Below are 16,661 nucleotides of genomic sequence, written 5' to 3' on the forward strand. Positions count from 1 at the left end.
CCGACTCGAAACGCAAGATCCGCTCCCTGCAGAACCTACGCAACCGTAAGTTCGCTGCCTACTGTACCGGCGAGTAGCTCGGCACGGTCGTTCCGCAGGCTCCACTCCTGCTTCCCGGGTCATTCCGCAGGCTCCACTCCTGCCCGGCGTAAGGTTGTGCCCCGTGGTGATGTCTCGGTGAAGATTCTCCCGACCAAGGTGCGCAGCGTCCTCTACAACGTGTACGAGCGACGCCTGCTGACACAACTCGACGACGTGGCGCATCCCCGCCACGTCGCTGTGATGTGCGACGGCAACCGCCGCTGGGCTCGAGAGAACGGCTTCACCGACGTCGCGCACGGGCACCGGATGGGGGCCTTGAAGATCGCCGAGATGCTGGGCTGGTGTGACGCAGCAGGCATCGAGATGGCGACGATCTACCTGTTGTCCACCGAGAACCTTCGACGCGACCCCGACGAGTTGGAATCGCTGCTCGAGATCATCACCGACGTCGTCGAGGAAATTTCCGGCCCGGAACAGAACTGGACCGTGAAGATAGTCGGAACACTCGACCTTCTCCCGGCCGCAACTGCACGTCGTCTCAAGGAAGCCGCGGAACTGACGGCCGGTCGCACCGGAACCCATGTCAACGTCGCAGTCGGATACGGCGGCAGGCAAGAGATCGCCGACGCCGTCCAAGCGCTGCTGAGCGAGAAGATCGCCGAGGGATTGACCGGGGACGAGCTCGTCGGCTCGGTCAACGTCGACGGCATCGACTCCCACCTGTACACGTCGGGTCAGCCCGATCCGGACCTGGTGATCCGCACCTCCGGCGAACAGCGGCTCTCGGGGTTTCTGCTGTGGCAGAGCGCGTACTCGGAAATCTGGTTCACCGAGGCGTACTGGCCGGAATTCAGGCGCGTCGACTTCCTGCGCGCACTGCGCGACTACGCCGCCCGGCACCGCCGCTTCGGCATCTAGGTGAGCGGAAATGTACCTCATGGTCACTCCGCAGGCTCCGCTCCTGCCTGCCCTGGCCTAGATTTCTGCTCACAGCTTGCGTAGTCGCAGCCTGTTGATGGTGTGGTCGGCGTCCTTGCGCAACACCATCGTCGCGCGTGGACGCGTCGGCAGAATGTTCTCGACGAGGTTCGGCAGGTTGATCGAGTGCCACAGGTCTTCGGCCGCGATCTTCGCGTGCTCGTCGGAGAGATTCGCGTAGTGGTGGAAGTGCGCGTCCGGATCGGCGAACGACGTCTCGCGCAGTGCGAGAAAGCGTTTGACGTACCAGTGCTCGATGTCCTCGATGCGCGCGTCGACGTAGATCGAGAAGTCGAACAGGTCCGACACCATCAACCGTGGGCCGGTCTGCAGAACGTTGAGGCCCTCGACGATCAGGATGTCCGGCTGACGCACCATGTGGAACTGACCCTTGATGATGTCGTACGAGACGTGTGAGTACACCGGCGCCGACACTTCCTCCGCACCGGACTTCACCTCGGTCACGAAGCGCAACAGTTTGCGTCGGTCGTAGCTCTCCGGAAAGCCCTTGCGGTGCAGGATCCCACGGCGCATCAGTTCGGCCGTCGGGTACAGGAAACCGTCGGTCGTCACCAGGTCGACACGGGGATGATGATCCCACCGTGCCAGAAGCGCCTGCAGCACACGGGCCGTCGTCGATTTGCCGACGGCGACACTTCCTGCCACGCCGATGACGAACGGCACCTGCCGATCCGGGTGTTTCTCACCGAGGAACGTCGCGGTCGCCGCGAACAACCGTTGCCGCGCCGCGACCTGAAGGTGGATGAGCCTGGCCAACGGCAGATACACCTCGGCCACCTCGTCGAGGTCGATCTGCTCACCCAGTCCGCGAAGCCCGACCAGTTCCTCTTCGGTCAGAACCAGCGGAGTGGACTGACGGAGCGTTCTCCACTGCGCACGGTCGAACTCGACGTACGGGCTGGTCTCGCTCATGCGCGCCGTCCACCACGATGGGTCCGTTCCTGCAGGCGTGAACTCCGGGGGAGCGCGAGTCGCATGAATGACGATTGTGCTCGGTGCCACGAGGACTCGCACGGGCGGGGTAGTTCACTGGTTGTTCACCCGGTCGGTGACGCTAGTGTCGGACAGCATGAACGCCGATTCCTTCGTCCGCGACTACCTCACCCTCGGCCTGAAATTCGATCGCCTCGAAGAGGGGTTCGTCGACGCGTACACCGGTGACCCCGAGCTACGACGGCAGGTGGAGAACGCACCGGCGCCCGAGCCGAAGGAACTCGCGCGGCGAGCAGGGGAGCTTCGCAAGGAACTCGGCAACGCAGGCCTGCCCGAGCAGCGTGCCGAGTTCATCGACGTCCATCTTCGGGCTCTCGAATGCTCGGCCCGCAAGTTCGCCGGCGAGGACATCGGCTTCGTCGACGAGGTCTTCGCGTACTTCGACGTTCACATCGAGCCGGGCGATCAGGACGAATACCGACAGGCCCACCGAAAAATGGACGATGTGCTGGCCGGCCCCGGTTCGCTCGCCGAACGTCTTTCCGCGCACCGGGCGCACGACGTGATACCCGCGGATCGGTTGCAGGAGTGCGTCGACGCCTTCTCCAGTGCCCTGCGGGACCGAGTGCGTGCCGAGTACACGCTGCCGGACACCGAGCAGGTGACATACGAGGTCGTCGGAGACAAGCCGTGGTCTGGGTTCAACTACTACCTCGGTGACTACAAGTCCACAGTCGCGATCAACTCCGACCTGCAGCAGCAGATGGCGAACCTGCCGCACCTGATCGCGCACGAGGCGTACCCGGGGCATCACACCGAGCACTGCCGCAAGGAGGCCGGGCTGGTGGCGTCGGGCCAGATGGAGCAGACACTGTTCCTGGTCAACACTCCGCAATGCCTGATGGCCGAAGGTCTTGCCGACCTCGCGTTGAAGTCGATCGTCGGGCCGGGGTGGGGTGTGTGGGCGCAGGAGATCTACGCGGACTTGGGGCTCCGCTTCGACGGTGACAAAGCGGAGCGGTTGTCCGAGGCATCGGGGCAGCTGCTCGGCGTGCGTCAGGACGCGGCACTGCTGCTGCACGATCAGCACAAGTCCCAGGACGATGTCGCTGCCTACCTCGAGCGCTGGTCCCTGACGTCGCCGCAACGTGCCCGGCAGAGTCTGAAGTTTCTGTCCTCGCCGCTGTGGCGCGCGTACATCAGTACCTACGTCGAGGGCTACAAGCTTCTCGGGGGCTGGCTCGACACGGGCAAAACGGTCACCGAGCGATCCGCGCTGTTCGGCCGCCTTCTCGACGAGCCGCTCATCCCCAGCGCGCTGCGTGAGCACTGAGGTGCATCTCGTAAACTGAATGCGCCAATCCCGGAGCTCACCCTTGGAGACACCTGTAATGACCGACGTCAACACCCAGTCGCTCGCTGAACTCGACCCCGAGGTAGCCGAAGCCATGGCGGGCGAACTCGGTCGTCAGCGCGACACGCTCGAGATGATCGCGTCGGAGAACTTCGTTCCACGCGCAGTCCTCCAGGCACAGGGCAGCGTGTTGACGAACAAGTACGCCGAGGGCTATCCGGGACGCCGCTACTACGGCGGGTGCGAGCACGTCGACGTCGTCGAAGATCTGGCGCGCAACCGTGCCAAGGAACTGTTCGGCGCCGAGTTCGCCAACGTGCAGCCCCACGCAGGCGCGCAGGCCAACGCCGCAGTCTTGATGGCCCTGATCAACCCGGGCGACAAGATCATGGGCCTCGACCTGGCGCACGGCGGTCACCTGACGCACGGTATGAAGCTCAACTTCTCCGGCAAGCTGTACGAGGTCGAGTCCTACGGGGTCAGCAAGGAAGACCACCGCATCGACATGGACGAGGTGCGTAAGCAAGCCATCCAGTCCAAGCCGCAGGTTCTCATCGCCGGCTGGTCGGCCTACCCGCGCCACCAGGACTTCGAGGCATTCCGATCCATCGCCGACGAGGTCGGAGCCCTGCTGTGGGTCGACATGGCGCACTTCGCCGGACTGGTTGCCGCGGGCGTCCACCCGTCGCCCGTGCCGTACGCCGACGTCGTGTCCTCGACGGTGCACAAGACGCTCGGTGGTCCCCGCTCCGGCCTGATCCTCGCCAAGAAGGAGTGGGCCAAGAAGATCAACTCCGCCGTTTTCCCCGGCCAGCAGGGTGGGCCGCTCATGCACGCCGTCGCAGCGAAGGCCGTCGCCTTCAAGATCGCGGCGACGCCGGAGTTCAAGGAACGTCAGGAGCGCACACTGCTGGGCGCTTCTCTGCTCGCCGATCGGTTGACCGCCAAGGACGTAGCGGACAAGGGGATCTCCGTCCTCACCGGTGGAACCGACGTGCACCTCGCGCTCGTCGACCTGCGTAGTTCGGACCTCGACGGCCAGCAGGCCGAGGACTTGCTGCACGAGGTCGGAATCACCGTGAATCGCAACGCCGTTCCGTTCGATCCTCGCCCCCCGATGGTCACGTCGGGCTTGCGCATCGGAACTGCAGCCCTCGCTACTCGCGGCTTCGGCGAAGCCGAGTTCACCGAGGTCGCGGACATCATCGCCACTGCTCTCGCCACCGGCGAGGCAACCGACTCGCTCAAGGAGCGCGTCGTCGAGGTCGCTCAGTCCAAGCCGCTCTACGACGGTCTCGAGGACTGGGGACTGCTGGGATAGGCACCCGTCGTCGCCCGAAAGGCCCACTCGTTCGAGTGGGCCTTTCGTGTGTTCTGGTCCGTTTTTCGCGGTTCGGTCCCACCCGGACAGTACTGAGGTGGTACATGTAGAAGAAGGAGCAGTCGAACGTCGATTGTTCATCGCCCGGGCGCCGCAGAACGTACGCGGACACGCCTGGTTCTCTTGCGCATCAGCCATTCTCGAACGCCTGATCCGGTTAACGTGTTGTTCACCGACACGCCCCGAACTCGCCGAGCCAATTGCCGGTTTCGGCTGTACCGTCGGCAGTAACAGGCAGCGGGGAAGCTACCTGTGCGGGAGGTTCTGATACGTGACTGAGCTAGTGAGCGCGAGAGGGCCGGCACCCGGCCCTCGTGTCATCTGACACGCCAGGACCGACCGGCCGAGCGACAAATGTCCGCGCGGTGCCGCGCCGGACGTAGGAGCCCCACGTGACCACTTCACGCTCCGTTTCCGCCCCCCTTCGGACATTCGTGCTGGACACCTCGGTTCTGCTGTCGGATCCCTGGGCTGTCATCCGGTTCGCCGAGCACAATGTGGTTCTTCCGCTGATCGTGATCAGCGAACTGGAGGGTAAACGCCACCACCACGAATTGGGATGGTTCGCGCGGGAATCCTTGCGTATGCTCGACGATCTCCGCGTCGAGCACGGCCGCCTCGACCAGCCGGTTCCCATCGGGACCGACGGGGGCACACTGCAAGTCGAGCTCAACCACACCGATCCGTCCGTGCTTCCCGTCGGGTTCCGCACCGACTCCAACGACTCTCGCATCCTCGCCTGCGCCCTCAACCTCGCCGCCGAAGGCAAGGACGTCGTCCTCGTCAGCAAGGACATCCCGCTTCGCGTCAAAGCAGGCGCCGTGGGCCTTCCCGCCGACGAGTACCACGCACACGACGTCGTCCCGTCGGGCTGGACCGGAATGGCCGAACTCGACGTGCAGGCAGCCGACATCGACCGACTGTTCGCCGAAGGCGTCATCGACCTCGACGGCGCACGGGACATGCCGTGCCACACCGGTGTTCGACTGCTCGGTGGACGCTCCAGCGCACTCGGACGCGTCACGGCCGACAAACAGATCCAGCTCGTGCGCGGCGAGCGTGAAGCATTCGGGCTGCACGGGCGTTCAGCGGAACAGCGAGTCGCACTCGACCTTCTGCTCGACGAGAGCATCGGCATCGTCTCTCTCGGCGGCAAGGCCGGAACCGGCAAGTCCGCACTGGCGTTGACTGCAGGTCTCGAAGCGGTCCTCGAACGGCGCACGCACCGGAAAGTCGTCGTGTTCCGGCCGCTCTATGCCGTCGGTGGTCAGGAACTGGGTTACCTGCCGGGCAGCGAAAGCGAGAAGATGGGTCCGTGGGCTCAGGCCGTCTTCGACACCCTCGACGGCCTCGCCAGCCCCGAGGTGATGGAAGAGGTCATCGCTCGCGGAATGCTGGAAGTGCTGCCGTTGACCCACATTCGCGGTCGATCGCTGCACGACTCCTTCGTGATCGTCGACGAGGCACAGTCACTCGAACGCAATGTGCTGCTGACCGTGCTCTCCAGGCTCGGGAGCGGCTCACGCGTCGTGCTGACCCACGACGTCGCGCAGCGCGACAACCTGCGCGTCGGGCGGCACGACGGCGTCGCTGCCGTCATCGAAAAGCTCAAGGGTCATCCGCTTTTCGCGCACATCACCCTCACCCGAAGCGAGCGGTCCCCGATCGCTGCACTGGTGACCGAAATGCTCGAAGAGTTCGGCCCCGCCGGCGCCTGACGTGAATGGAAATGTAGTGCCTTCGGGTCGCTCCGCAGGCTCCGCTCCTGCCCCCTGGCCTACATTTCCATTCACAGCGCGCGGAGCGCGCCTTTGATCAGGCCCTCGAGGAAGTCGAGATTGTCGAAGTAATCACGCCAGACGAGGATTTTGCCGTCGCGTAGTTCGAAGGTGCCGCACACCCAGAACTCGATGCGCAGCCGCCGCCAGATCAGCACGTCGGTTCGTTCGGTGAGCACGGTGTCGCCGTCGGACGCGATGTTGTGGATGGTGACGTCGAAGCCGTACTGGGGTTTCGCGAGAAGACGCATGAACTTGCCGACTCGTCTCACGCCACGAACTCGAGGCAACCCCACGTTGTGCCACACCACCGCGTCGTCGAGGCGGTCGACGACCTTCTCGACGTCGCGGTTCCTCAGGGCGTCGAACATGCCCTCCACTACCTCGTTCGCCTTCGTCGTTTCGATCACTCGGTCCGCTCCTTCACCTAGGACGTGAGCCCGCAGTCTATGAAAGTTCACAGACGTCCGGGGCGCTACTCCGCGTTCACCGGGCCAGACGCTACGGTTGCTGGTATGTCTACGAATCTGACGGACGGTGACCTGCTGCTTCGACTCGAGCCAGCCGTCGAAGAGAACCTCAGCCGCCACATCGAGGAGGCGGAGGACTGGCATCCGCACGACTTCGCACCGTGGGACGACGGCCGCAACTTCGCGTTCCTCGGGGGCGAGGACTGGGCTCCCGAGCAGTCGCACCTCTCCGACGTGGAGATCCTGTCCGCGACGGTCGGCGTACTGGTCGCAGACAATCTGCCTGCGTACCACCGCGAACTCGCTCGCGCGCTCACCGGCCTCGGCGCGTGGTGGAAGTGGACGGGTCGATGGACGTCGGAAGAGAACCGTCAAGCCATCGTGCTGCGCGACTTCCTGGTTCTGACGCGCGCGGTGGACCCCGTCGCGCTCGAACGGGTGCGCATGGAGGAAATGACGAGGGGGTACAGCGCTCCGAGCCTGCACGTGTTGGACATCATCTCGCACTTCGCCATCGACGAGACCGCGGCCGCGCTGCGCAACACCAACACCGTTGCTCTCGGCGGCGACGAGGTGCTCGGCAAGATCCTGACCAAGATCGCGGCCGACGACACCCGTCAGGCAACGTTCTACGTCAACGTCGTCAACGAGGCGTTCGGCGTCGCACCGGACCAGATGGCTCGTGCTGTCGCGGATCGGGTGAGCGGCTTCGCGATCCCCGTCGTCGACCTGCCGAGCAAGAAGAACAGCACCGAGGCACTCGCAGAAGCCGGCATCTACGACGAGGACCAGCAGCGAGACAAGGTGTTCAAGCCGCTGCTGGAGCGCTGGAACTTCTTCGGCCGCGACGACCTCGGCGACGACGGCAAGAAAGCTCGTGAGGAGCTAGCTCACCTCGCCTGAGCTCGACCCCCCCCGAACATGACTGTGCCACCGCAACTGTACGACCGTTGCGGTGGCACATTCATGCCGGAAGGGGAGCAGAGACCGACTAGTCCTTGACCTTCGCCATGGCGAGGACGTCGAGACGCTTGTCGAGTTCTTCCTCGCTGAGCTTGTCGCCGATGAGTCCGCGGTCGATGACGGTCTGACGGATGGTCTTCTTCTCCTTCAGAGCCTGCTTGGCGACGGCTGCTGCTTCCTCGTAGCCGATTGCCGAGTTCAGCGGCGTCACGATGGACGGCGAGGACTCGGCGAGGGTCTTGAGGTGGTCGACGTTGGCTTCGAGGCCGACGATGCACTTGTCCGCGAAGAGGACCGAGACGTTGGCGAGGAGCTTGAACGACTCGAGCACGTTGCGAGCCATCATCGGGATGTAGACGTTGAGTTCGAATGCTCCCGATGCACCGCCGAATGCGACGGCGGCGTCGTTGCCGATGACCTGTGCGGCGACCTGCGTGACTGCCTCGGGCAGAACGGGATTGACCTTGCCGGGCATGATGGAGCTACCGGGCTGCAGGTCGGGGAGGGCGATTTCACCGAGGCCGGTGAGCGGTCCCGAGCCCATCCAACGGACGTCGTTGGCGATCTTGGTCAGCGACACGGCGATGGTGCGCAGTGCGCCCGATGCCTCGACGAGGCCGTCGCGTGCTGCCTGTGCCTCGAAGGAGTCCTTCGCTGCGGTCAGGGCGTCGATTCCAGTCGACTTCACCAGTTCGGCAACAACTTTCGGGCCGAAGCCGTCGGGTGCGTTGAGGCCGGTACCGACGGCAGTGCCGCCGATGGGCAGCTCGCCCAGGCGAGGGAGGGTGGCCTCGACGCGCTCGATGCCCGCTTCGATCTGACGGGCGTAGCCGCCGAATTCCTGGCCGAGCGTGACCGGCACGGCGTCCATCAGGTGCGTGCGGCCGGACTTCACGACGGTCTTCCACTCGGTCGCCTTCGCGGCCAGTGCCTCGTGCAGGTGCTTCAGCGCAGGCACCAGCGAGGTGACGGCTGCCTCGGTGGCGGCGACGTGCGTGGCCGTCGGGAACGTGTCGTTGGAGCTCTGCGACATGTTGACGTGGTCGTTGGGGTGAACCTCGACACCGTTCGCCTTGGCGATCGACGCGATGACCTCGTTGGCGTTCATGTTGGAGCTGGTGCCGGAACCGGTCTGGAAGACGTCGATGGGGAACTGATCGTCGTGCTTGCCGTCGGCGATCTCGGTTGCCGCGGAGATGATGGCGTCGGCGAGGGCGCCGTCGAGCAGCCCGAGGTCCTTGTTGACCTGTGCGCATGCAGCCTTCAGCAAGCCCATTGCGCGGATCTGGGTGCGCTCGAGGGGGCGGAAGGAAATGGGGAAGTTCTCCACCGCGCGCTGCGTCTGTGCACGCCACAACGCGTCGACGGGGACGCGAACCTCTCCCATGGTGTCGTGCTCGATCCGGTACTGCTGTTCGTCTGTCTGCGTCATGAGCCTTACTTTGCCAGTTGAAGTTGCGGAGGGGTGAGCGCGCCCTGGGCCGGGAGTGGAGCCTGCAGGAATGACCCGGATCAGAACGACGGAGCTTGCCCTGATTCGTCGCCGTCGAAGTCGACGGAACTGTATTCGCGGAGCTTCTCGAGGCGGTGGTAGGCGTCGATCATGCGCACGGTGCCCGACTTGGAGCGCATCACGATGGACTGGGTGTGTGCGCCCCCGCCTGCGTAGCGAACGCCGCGCAGAAGGTCGCCGTCGGTGACGCCGGTGGCAGTGAAGAAGACGTTCTCGCCGGAGACCAGGTCGCGGGTGTTCAGGACGCGATCGAGGTCGTGACCTGCATCGATGGCCTTCTGGCGCTCGGTGTCGTCGGTCGGGGCGAGGCGTCCCTGCAGGGCGCCGTCCATACACCGCATCGCGGCGGCGGCGATGATGCCCTCGGGTGTTCCGCCGATACCGATGAGCAGATCGGTGCCGGAATCGGGACGTGCTGCGGCGATGGCACCCGCGACGTCACCGTCGGAGATGAGGCGGATGCGGGATCCGGCGTCGCGAACCTGCTGGATCAGTTCGGCGTGGCGCGGACGGTCCAGGATGCACACCGTGACGTCGGATGCGGAGCCTTTCTTGACCTTCGCAATCCGAGCGATGTTCTCCTTGACCGGTGCAGTGATGTCGATGACATCGGCGTACTCGGGTCCGACGGCGATCTTCTCCATGTAGAACACGGCCGACGGATCGAACATCGCGCCGCGCTCGGCAACGGCCAGCACCGAGATCGCGTTGGGCATGCCCTTGGCCATCAACGTGGTTCCGTCGACGGGATCGACGGCGAAGTCGACCTCGGGACCATTGCCGTTGCCGACCTGCTCACCGTTGTAGAGCATCGGCGCTTCGTCCTTCTCGCCTTCACCGATGACGACGACGCCGCGCATGGAAACAGAGCTGACCAGCTGACGCATGGCGTCGACGGCGGCACCGTCGCCACCTTCCTTGTCGCCACGTCCGACCCAGCGACCCGACGCGAGGGCACCGGCCTCGGTGACACGTACGAGCTCGAGGGCGAGGTTGCGATCTGGCGCCATGGCGCGAGTGGACTCGGTGCTGGCCGTCATCGGTTTGTAGCCTCCTGGTAGATGGGGGTCTTACCCAGGCGCGATTATCTCATTCGTGAGCCGCGTCATGCGAGGTAGGGCATGCGCCGACCGAGCGCTGGCATGCAGCGGACACCCTGGGTCGTCCCGCAGGCTGCTCTCCCGGATACTGGAGGTGTGGCGAACAGCAAACCCCGGATCCTCAACAACAACCGCGACATGGTGTGGTCCCTCATTCCGCTTGTCATCGCCTGTCTGCTGATCGCCGGTATCGCCTCCCAGTGCTCTCTCAGCCCCGGCGGACCGTCGCAGGGCCCCATCCCGAACTTCGACGTCGACGCTGCCCTGCAGTACGACGCTTCCGAGCTGAACTTCCCGATCCGCAACCCTCGGGTGCCCGAAGGGTGGACTCCGAACTCCGGCAGCCGCCAGTCCATCGCGGGGGATCAGGGCGGTGACGTCAGCAACGTCGGTTTCATCTCCGACGCCGGTCGCTACATCAAGTTGACGCAGTCCAGCGCGAGCGAGGAAGTCCTCGTCCCCTTCGCCGTCGGCGAGGCGCGGTACGCGTCGGGCACCGAATCGATCGACGGTGCGGAGTGGATCGTCTACGACCAGGAGGGAAGCGAGGCGGTGTGGGTCACCGATCTGGGTGACGTTCGACTGCTCGTGACCGGTAGCGGCAGCACCGAGGAATTCACGACCCTGGCCGCCGCAACGACGAGCGCCGAGCCGCTCACTCCCTAGTTCTCTTCTTCCTCGATGTGCGCGAGCGCGTTCTCTACGCGCTTGCGTGCACCCGCGAGGTGTTCCTCGCAACGGGTGGCCAACTGTTCGCCGCGCTCCCACAGCGCAAGTGAGGCGTCGAGATCCAGCCCGCCCTGCTCCAGGACCTTCACCACGTCGACCAGTTCGTCGCGGGCGGCCTCGTAACCGAGTTCGGTCACCGGTGTGTCACTCATCGATTCTCCTATCGCACTTTGCCCATGACCGCAGCGGTCACGGCGCCGTCGGCTACACGTACACGAATCTGGGTTCCAGGGGGTGCGTCGTCGACCGAGCGCAACACCTCGGGATCGTCCCCGGCGACAACCCGCTGCACGACGGCGTATCCCCGCGCCAGTGTCGCGGCGGGCCCCAGCGTCGTCAATCGGGCTTTCAGATGTTCGACGAGGGTGTCCTGTTTCGCGAGTTCGCGGAGGACATCCCGACGGGCGGTGTCGCGGAGACGTTCGATTTCGTCGGCGCGGTGGGTGATCCCGGCGACGGGGTCGGCGAGGACCGGTCGATGGCGGATCATCTCGAGCGCGCGCGCCTCGCGTTCGACCCAATTACGTAGGGCGGCAGCTGTTCTGGAGCGGAGCTCGGCGATCAGATTCTGCTCGGCGACGGCGTCGGGAACCACCAGTTTGGCCGCGTCGGTCGGTGTGGCGGCGCGGAGATCGGCGACGTGGTCGCTGAGCGGGCTGTCGGGTTCGTGTCCGATGGCGCTGACGATCGGGGTCGTGGCCTTCGAGATGGCACGGCACAGGGCCTCGTCCGAGAACGGCAGGAGGTCTTCGACGCTGCCGCCGCCGCGAGCGAGGATGATGACGTCGACATTGCCGTCGAGGTCGGAGAGCGCGTCGAGGATCGCCGGTACTGCGGTCGGTCCCTGGACCGGGGTGTGGCGAACCTCGAAGTGCACTGCGGGCCAACGCCGCCGGGCGACAGTGAGAACGTCCTTCTCGGCTGCCGACGCGCGGGCCGTGATCAGTCCGATGGTGCGGGGGAGGAACGGCAACGGGCGCTTGAGGCGAGGATCGAACAGTCCTTCGGCGGCGAGAAGGGCACGCAGGCGTTCGATGCGTGCCAGCAGTTCGCCGACGCCGACGGCGCGAATGTCGGTGGCGCGCAACGAGATGGTTCCACGGCCCGTGTAGAACGACAACTTGCCGTACAGGATCACCCGCGCGCCCTCGGTGAGCGGAACGGGGGAGCGGTCGAGCAACTGGGGCGAGCACGTCACCGACAGCGACATGTCCGCGGACGGATCACGGAGAACGAGAAATGCAGTGCGTGTACCCGGCCGAGCGTTGATCTGCGTCAGCTGGCCTTCGACCCATACGCTGCCGAGCTTGTCGATCCATCCCGCCACCTTCATGGCGACGGTTCGGACAGGCCACGGCTCCTCTGCAGTACTTGCGGTCACTTGGCCTTCGCGGTGGTGATTCGATTGTCGAGCATGGTCAGAAACGGAGCGCGGCGCAGCGACGCATCCTCGTATTCACGCAGGGTCTCGAGGTCCGCGAGAGACAGCGACCGCAGCCGGGCGCGCAGCTGAGCGAGCGCGAGGGTGTCGTAATCCACCATCTCGACGATCTCCGGACGGTCGGCTGCGACCGTCGGCTCGTCGTCGGTCTGGATCTCCTCCGGAGGCGTCGAGTACAGGGCGAAGCGCCCCGACGCAGCGACCGGCTCGCCGGCGACATCGTCGTGATCGGGGATGTCGACGTCACCGTCGGTGGCGCCGGGAACGTCGTCCTCGAACACCGCCCAGGACGGCTGCTCCTGATCCGGTGTCCCGATGAGCGGAAGCGACGAGATCACCTGATCGCCCTTGATGGCCAGCGCCGTCACTTGCTGCTGAAAGCGCATCGTGCTCGCCAGAACTTCGCTGACGACGGTCATCGGAAGCGTGATCGCAGTACTGGGGAGTTTGCGAGCTTCTTCGACGACCGTCACGGCCACACCGGCAGCTACGCGTGCGGCGAACGGAACACGAGTCATGCGCACCAGAGTGCCTGAATTCCGAGTGTTTGGGTAGCCGACATGCTGTGCTCGGCCGGTGAAGCCGAGCCGGGCACGTATCCTTGAGGACATGTCTTCGGCTGTTCCCTTGAATCTCGGTATCGCACGTCCGTCCGGCGACGGCGCACCTGCGTACTCCGGTGCCAAACGAGTTCTCCTCGCAGAGCCACGCGGCTACTGCGCCGGGGTGGATCGCGCCGTCGAGACGGTGGAGAAAGCGCTGGAGAAGCACGGTGCGCCCGTCTACGTTCGCAAGGAGATCGTGCACAACAGGCACGTCGTGGAGACGTTGGCGGACCGCGGCGCCGTCTTCGTCGAGGAGACCGACGAAGTTCCCGAGGGCTCGCTCCTCGTCTTCTCCGCGCACGGGGTGTCCCCGGCCGTGCATGCATCGGCAGCCGAGCGCCAGCTCCGCACCATCGATGCCACGTGCCCGCTGGTGACCAAGGTGCATCAGGAAGCCAAGCGTTTCGCTCGGGACGACTACGACATCCTGCTGATCGGTCACGAAGGCCACGAAGAGGTCGAGGGAACCGCAGGCGAGGCTCCGGACCACGTTCAGCTCGTCGACGGCCCCGACTCGGTCGACAACGTCACCGTGCGCGACGAGAACAAGGTGATCTGGCTGTCTCAGACGACGCTCAGCGTCGACGAAACGATGTTGACGGTTGCTCGTCTGCGCGAGAAGTTCCCGACGCTGCAGGATCCGCCGAGCGATGACATCTGTTACGCGACGCAGAACCGTCAGGTCGCCGTCAAGGCGATGGCACCCGAGTGCGACCTCGTCATCGTGGTGGGATCGAAGAATTCGTCCAACTCGGTGCGCCTCGTCGAGGTCGCACTGACTGCGGGCGCGCGTGCCAGCTACCTCGTCGACTACGCCAAAGAGGTGGAGACCGCCTGGTTGGACGGCATCACCACAGTGGGCATCACCTCAGGCGCGTCGGTGCCCGAGATCCTGGTGCAGGGCGTCATCGAATTGCTCGCCGAGCACGGCTTCGGGGATGTTCAACCGGTCACCACGGCCAACGAAACCCTGGTGTTCTCCCTGCCTCGCGAGCTGCGCCCAGCGAAGGCCTGAGGCTGGTTCCGGCTAACCCGATCGCTACGCCTCAGGCGTCTCCGCGATCGCGGTAGCGCACCTGCGGTACGGGATGCGGCGGGATGTGCGCGCCGCCTTGCGTAGTCGGTCGGGGTGTTGCCGCCGGTCTGGGTGTGGCTGCCGGTCTGGGTGTTGCTGCGCGAGGGGCCGAGTACGGGTCCACCTCGGGTGGCCGAGGAACCCGCGGGGGCTGTGACCTGGGGGCAGGCCGTCGTGCGGGCTCCGCAGCAGCTGGCTGTTCGGTACGCGCAGGCCGGTAAGGATCGGCGGCCGGCCGATCGAGCAGAGGGTCGACGCGGTCGCGACGGCTCCTTCGACCCTCGCCTGCATCGGCACGTGCCGCGGACACGGCTTCGCCACGGCCGTGGGCAGCGCGAGTATCGGCGCCCCGGCGCTCGGCAGCTCTGGCCTGCGTCCTCTGGCCGCCGTCTCGGGACGTCCGACGATTGTCCTGTGCCGCCCGACGGTTGTCCTGCGCTGTCTGGCGGTTGTCACGGGCACGTTGGCGAGTTTCCTGCGCACGGTCACGGATGGTTCGCCTGGCAGCGCCTGCCGGTGCGTGGCTCGCCTGCTTCTTCAGGAAGATGCGTGCCCCTCCGACGGCAAGGGCAAGCACCGTGCCGAGCAGCATCAGCGGAAACCGGTTGACCAGCGGAATCGCGACGTTCAGCAAAATGTCGCGCAGGCTCGTCCCAGCGTTCTCGATCATGAACTGATAGGAGAGCGGTACAGCGACGAACAGGATCAACGGTGCCTGCACCATCGCGGTGAACAACCCGCGGTAGCGCACCAGCACGACGGCAGCGACGGTGCCGATGATGTAGAACGACGCGAAAGCCGACGTCAGTTCGGATCCGCGTGCAGCATCGATGGCTACGCCGAGAAACGTCGCGCCGACGGCGATGGCCACTGCCCCCCAAGCAGGGACGCCGGGCACGGAAGCGAGAGCTGAACGTTGATCCAGCGGTACCCCGGAACGGGCACGTTGGGAGGTAGACACCCCTCGAGGTTAGCGGCTGTTCACCCCACCGCGTCGTTGACATGACCGAACTGCCCCCGAGAGTGCGACGAATCGGACGTTCTCGGGTGTTGATCGATCCGCTTCACGTCCACGACGTCCGCGTCGAACAGTTCCAGTTCGTGAAGCTTGCGGGCGGTGACGCCGACACGCGCGTCCACCGAGGAGACCGTCGAATTGAACGAGTCGACGGCCTTCCCGAGATGCGATCCGAGCTTGTCGAGGTGCGAGGACACGACGCCGAGCCGGGTGTACAGCTCGCGTCCGAGCTGCTGGATGCGAGCAGCGTCCTCGGCGAGTGATTCCTGCTTCCACGTGTACGCCACCGTCCGCAGCAGCGCGACCAAAGTGGTCGGGGTGGCAAGTATCACGTTCCGAGTGAAGGCGTACTCGAGAAGCGACGAGTCGGATGTCAACGCTGCGTCGAGGAACGGGTCTCCGGGGACGAACAGAACGACGAACTCCGGCGTCGGCTCGAACGAACGCCAATATTCCTTGGCCGCCAATTGATCGACGTGGGTCCTGAGGTGACGTGCATGACGCGTCATCGCTTTGCCACGCCGCTCCGGGTCCTCCTCCTGCGCTGCGTCGAGGTAGGCGGCGAACGGAACCTTGGCGTCCACGACGATCTGCCGACCACCGGCGAGCCTCACGATCATGTCCGGACGAATCCCGTCCTTGGAGACCTGGGTGTCGAAGTCGCAGTGTTTGACCATGCCCGCCAGCTCGACCACACGCTCCAGTTGCATCTCACCCCACCGGCCGCGGATCTGCGGAGCCCGCAGCGCAGTGACCAACTGCGAAGTCTGGGTCGACAGCTGCACCGACGCACGGTGCATACCCGTCACCTGCTCGCTGAGCCCCGCGTACGCACGGATGCGATTGTGCTCGACCTGGCGCACGTGCTCGGTGAGCGCGTCGACAGCGTCGTGCAGCGGCTCGACAAGGTGCGAGACCTGCTGGCCGATAGCTCCCGAGTGTCTGCGTGCCGAATCCTCGTTCACCGCAGCGAGAGACCGACGAAGAAGCGCCTCGTTGTCCCGCAACGCGGCCAACTGCGCTTCGGCTCGAACCGCGCGATCCCCGGTGCGGGACGCATGCAGCAGCCACCCGATGGCGGCCCCGACGAGCAGCGCCAGCATCATCCCGAGGGCAGTCAGAGCGTTCATGTCGCAGATGATGCACGAGAGCACCGACACACCAGCCGTTCCGCAGGCTCCACTCCTGCCAGTCCGGGTCGTTTCCGCCGGCTCCACTCCTGCCCACCCGGGTCGTTCCGCAGGCTCCACTCCTGCCAGT

General features: G+C 65.3%; 16 protein-coding genes. 7 read left to right on the plus strand and 9 right to left on the minus strand.

Going from position 1 to position 16,661, the window contains the following annotated elements:
* Positions 1 to 177: 177 nt before the first annotated feature.
* Complete coding sequence (locus tag CH293_RS16735; RefSeq protein ID WP_037105783.1) at positions 178 to 960, plus strand: isoprenyl transferase; 783 nt, start codon at positions 178 to 180, stop codon at positions 958 to 960.
* Positions 961 to 1,029: 69 nt separating this feature from the next.
* On the opposite strand, the gene coaA is transcribed toward CH293_RS16735, so the two are convergent.
* On the minus strand, positions 1,030 to 1,953 hold the full coding sequence (gene coaA / locus CH293_RS16740; protein ID WP_037106325.1) for a type I pantothenate kinase: 924 nt from the start codon (positions 1,951 to 1,953) through the stop codon (positions 1,030 to 1,032).
* A 157-nt stretch (positions 1,954 to 2,110) separates the two neighbouring features.
* On the opposite strand from coaA, the gene CH293_RS16745 reads away from it, so the two are divergent.
* From CH293_RS16745 to CH293_RS16755, 3 genes are all read left to right on the plus strand, one after another.
* Positions 2,111 to 3,307, plus strand: coding sequence for a hypothetical protein (locus CH293_RS16745; protein ID WP_037106327.1), 1,197 nt, complete (start codon positions 2,111 to 2,113; stop codon positions 3,305 to 3,307).
* 58 nt (positions 3,308 to 3,365) lie between these two features.
* Positions 3,366 to 4,649: a serine hydroxymethyltransferase gene (glyA, locus tag CH293_RS16750; RefSeq protein ID WP_094720868.1), complete on the plus strand. Its 1,284-nt coding sequence runs from the start codon at positions 3,366 to 3,368 to the stop codon at positions 4,647 to 4,649.
* A gap of 452 nt (positions 4,650 to 5,101) precedes the next feature.
* A complete protein-coding gene (locus tag CH293_RS16755) occupies positions 5,102 to 6,427 on the plus strand; it encodes a PhoH family protein (protein WP_176458398.1) in 1,326 nt (441 codons plus the stop codon).
* A gap of 71 nt (positions 6,428 to 6,498) precedes the next feature.
* On the opposite strand, the gene CH293_RS16760 is transcribed toward CH293_RS16755, so the two are convergent.
* Positions 6,499 to 6,867 (minus strand): limonene-1,2-epoxide hydrolase family protein, encoded by a 369-nt coding sequence (locus CH293_RS16760; RefSeq protein WP_037105791.1) that lies wholly within the window; start codon positions 6,865 to 6,867, stop codon positions 6,499 to 6,501.
* 135 nt (positions 6,868 to 7,002) lie between these two features.
* Here CH293_RS16760 and CH293_RS16765 point away from each other — a divergent pair, with 135 nt between their 5' ends.
* Positions 7,003 to 7,860 (plus strand): acyl-ACP desaturase, encoded by an 858-nt coding sequence (locus tag CH293_RS16765; RefSeq protein WP_037105795.1) that lies wholly within the window; start codon positions 7,003 to 7,005, stop codon positions 7,858 to 7,860.
* Positions 7,861 to 7,948: 88 nt separating this feature from the next.
* On the opposite strand, the gene CH293_RS16770 is transcribed toward CH293_RS16765, so the two are convergent.
* On the minus strand, positions 7,949 to 9,352 hold the full coding sequence (locus tag CH293_RS16770) for a class II fumarate hydratase (RefSeq protein ID WP_037105798.1): 1,404 nt from the start codon (positions 9,350 to 9,352) through the stop codon (positions 7,949 to 7,951).
* 80 nt (positions 9,353 to 9,432) lie between these two features.
* Complete coding sequence (gene glpX, locus CH293_RS16775; protein WP_037105800.1) at positions 9,433 to 10,473, minus strand: class II fructose-bisphosphatase; 1,041 nt, start codon at positions 10,471 to 10,473, stop codon at positions 9,433 to 9,435.
* A 156-nt stretch (positions 10,474 to 10,629) separates the two neighbouring features.
* Between glpX and CH293_RS16780 the strand changes: the two genes are divergently transcribed.
* The gene (locus tag CH293_RS16780) at positions 10,630 to 11,199 is read left to right on the plus strand and encodes a DUF4245 domain-containing protein (RefSeq protein ID WP_037105802.1); all 570 of its coding nucleotides are present in this window, start codon (positions 10,630 to 10,632) and stop codon (positions 11,197 to 11,199) included.
* On the opposite strand, the gene CH293_RS16785 is transcribed toward CH293_RS16780, so the two are convergent.
* From CH293_RS16785 to CH293_RS16795, 3 genes are read right to left on the minus strand one after another with little or no spacing between them, the layout of a single operon-like run.
* Entirely contained in the window at positions 11,196 to 11,414 is a 219-nt protein-coding gene (locus CH293_RS16785; RefSeq protein ID WP_037105804.1) for an exodeoxyribonuclease VII small subunit, read from the minus strand. The two genes, CH293_RS16780 and CH293_RS16785, sit on opposite strands and share 4 nt — an antisense overlap.
* Positions 11,415 to 11,422: 8 nt before the next feature.
* On the minus strand, positions 11,423 to 12,643 hold the full coding sequence (gene xseA, locus CH293_RS16790; protein ID WP_037105806.1) for an exodeoxyribonuclease VII large subunit: 1,221 nt from the start codon (positions 12,641 to 12,643) through the stop codon (positions 11,423 to 11,425).
* Entirely contained in the window at positions 12,640 to 13,221 is a 582-nt protein-coding gene (locus CH293_RS16795; protein WP_037105808.1) for a lipid droplet-associated protein, read from the minus strand. Before CH293_RS16795 ends, xseA begins: the two co-directional genes overlap by 4 nt.
* A gap of 91 nt (positions 13,222 to 13,312) precedes the next feature.
* Between CH293_RS16795 and CH293_RS16800 the strand changes: the two genes are divergently transcribed.
* Positions 13,313 to 14,323 (plus strand): 4-hydroxy-3-methylbut-2-enyl diphosphate reductase, encoded by a 1,011-nt coding sequence (locus CH293_RS16800; protein WP_037105811.1) that lies wholly within the window; start codon positions 13,313 to 13,315, stop codon positions 14,321 to 14,323.
* A gap of 31 nt (positions 14,324 to 14,354) precedes the next feature.
* Here CH293_RS16800 and CH293_RS16805 read toward each other — a convergent pair whose 3' ends face one another.
* The gene (locus CH293_RS16805) at positions 14,355 to 15,344 is read right to left on the minus strand and encodes a DUF6542 domain-containing protein (RefSeq protein WP_037105814.1); all 990 of its coding nucleotides are present in this window, start codon (positions 15,342 to 15,344) and stop codon (positions 14,355 to 14,357) included.
* 20 nt (positions 15,345 to 15,364) lie between these two features.
* Entirely contained in the window at positions 15,365 to 16,531 is a 1,167-nt protein-coding gene (locus CH293_RS16810; RefSeq protein WP_037106330.1) for a DNA recombination protein RmuC, read from the minus strand.
* Between the last annotated feature and the right edge of the window lie 130 nt (positions 16,532 to 16,661).

Origin of the sequence: Rhodococcus sp. 14-2470-1b (assembly GCF_002259415.1) — a bacterium.
Taxonomy (GTDB): Bacteria; Actinomycetota; Actinomycetes; order Mycobacteriales; family Mycobacteriaceae; genus Rhodococcoides.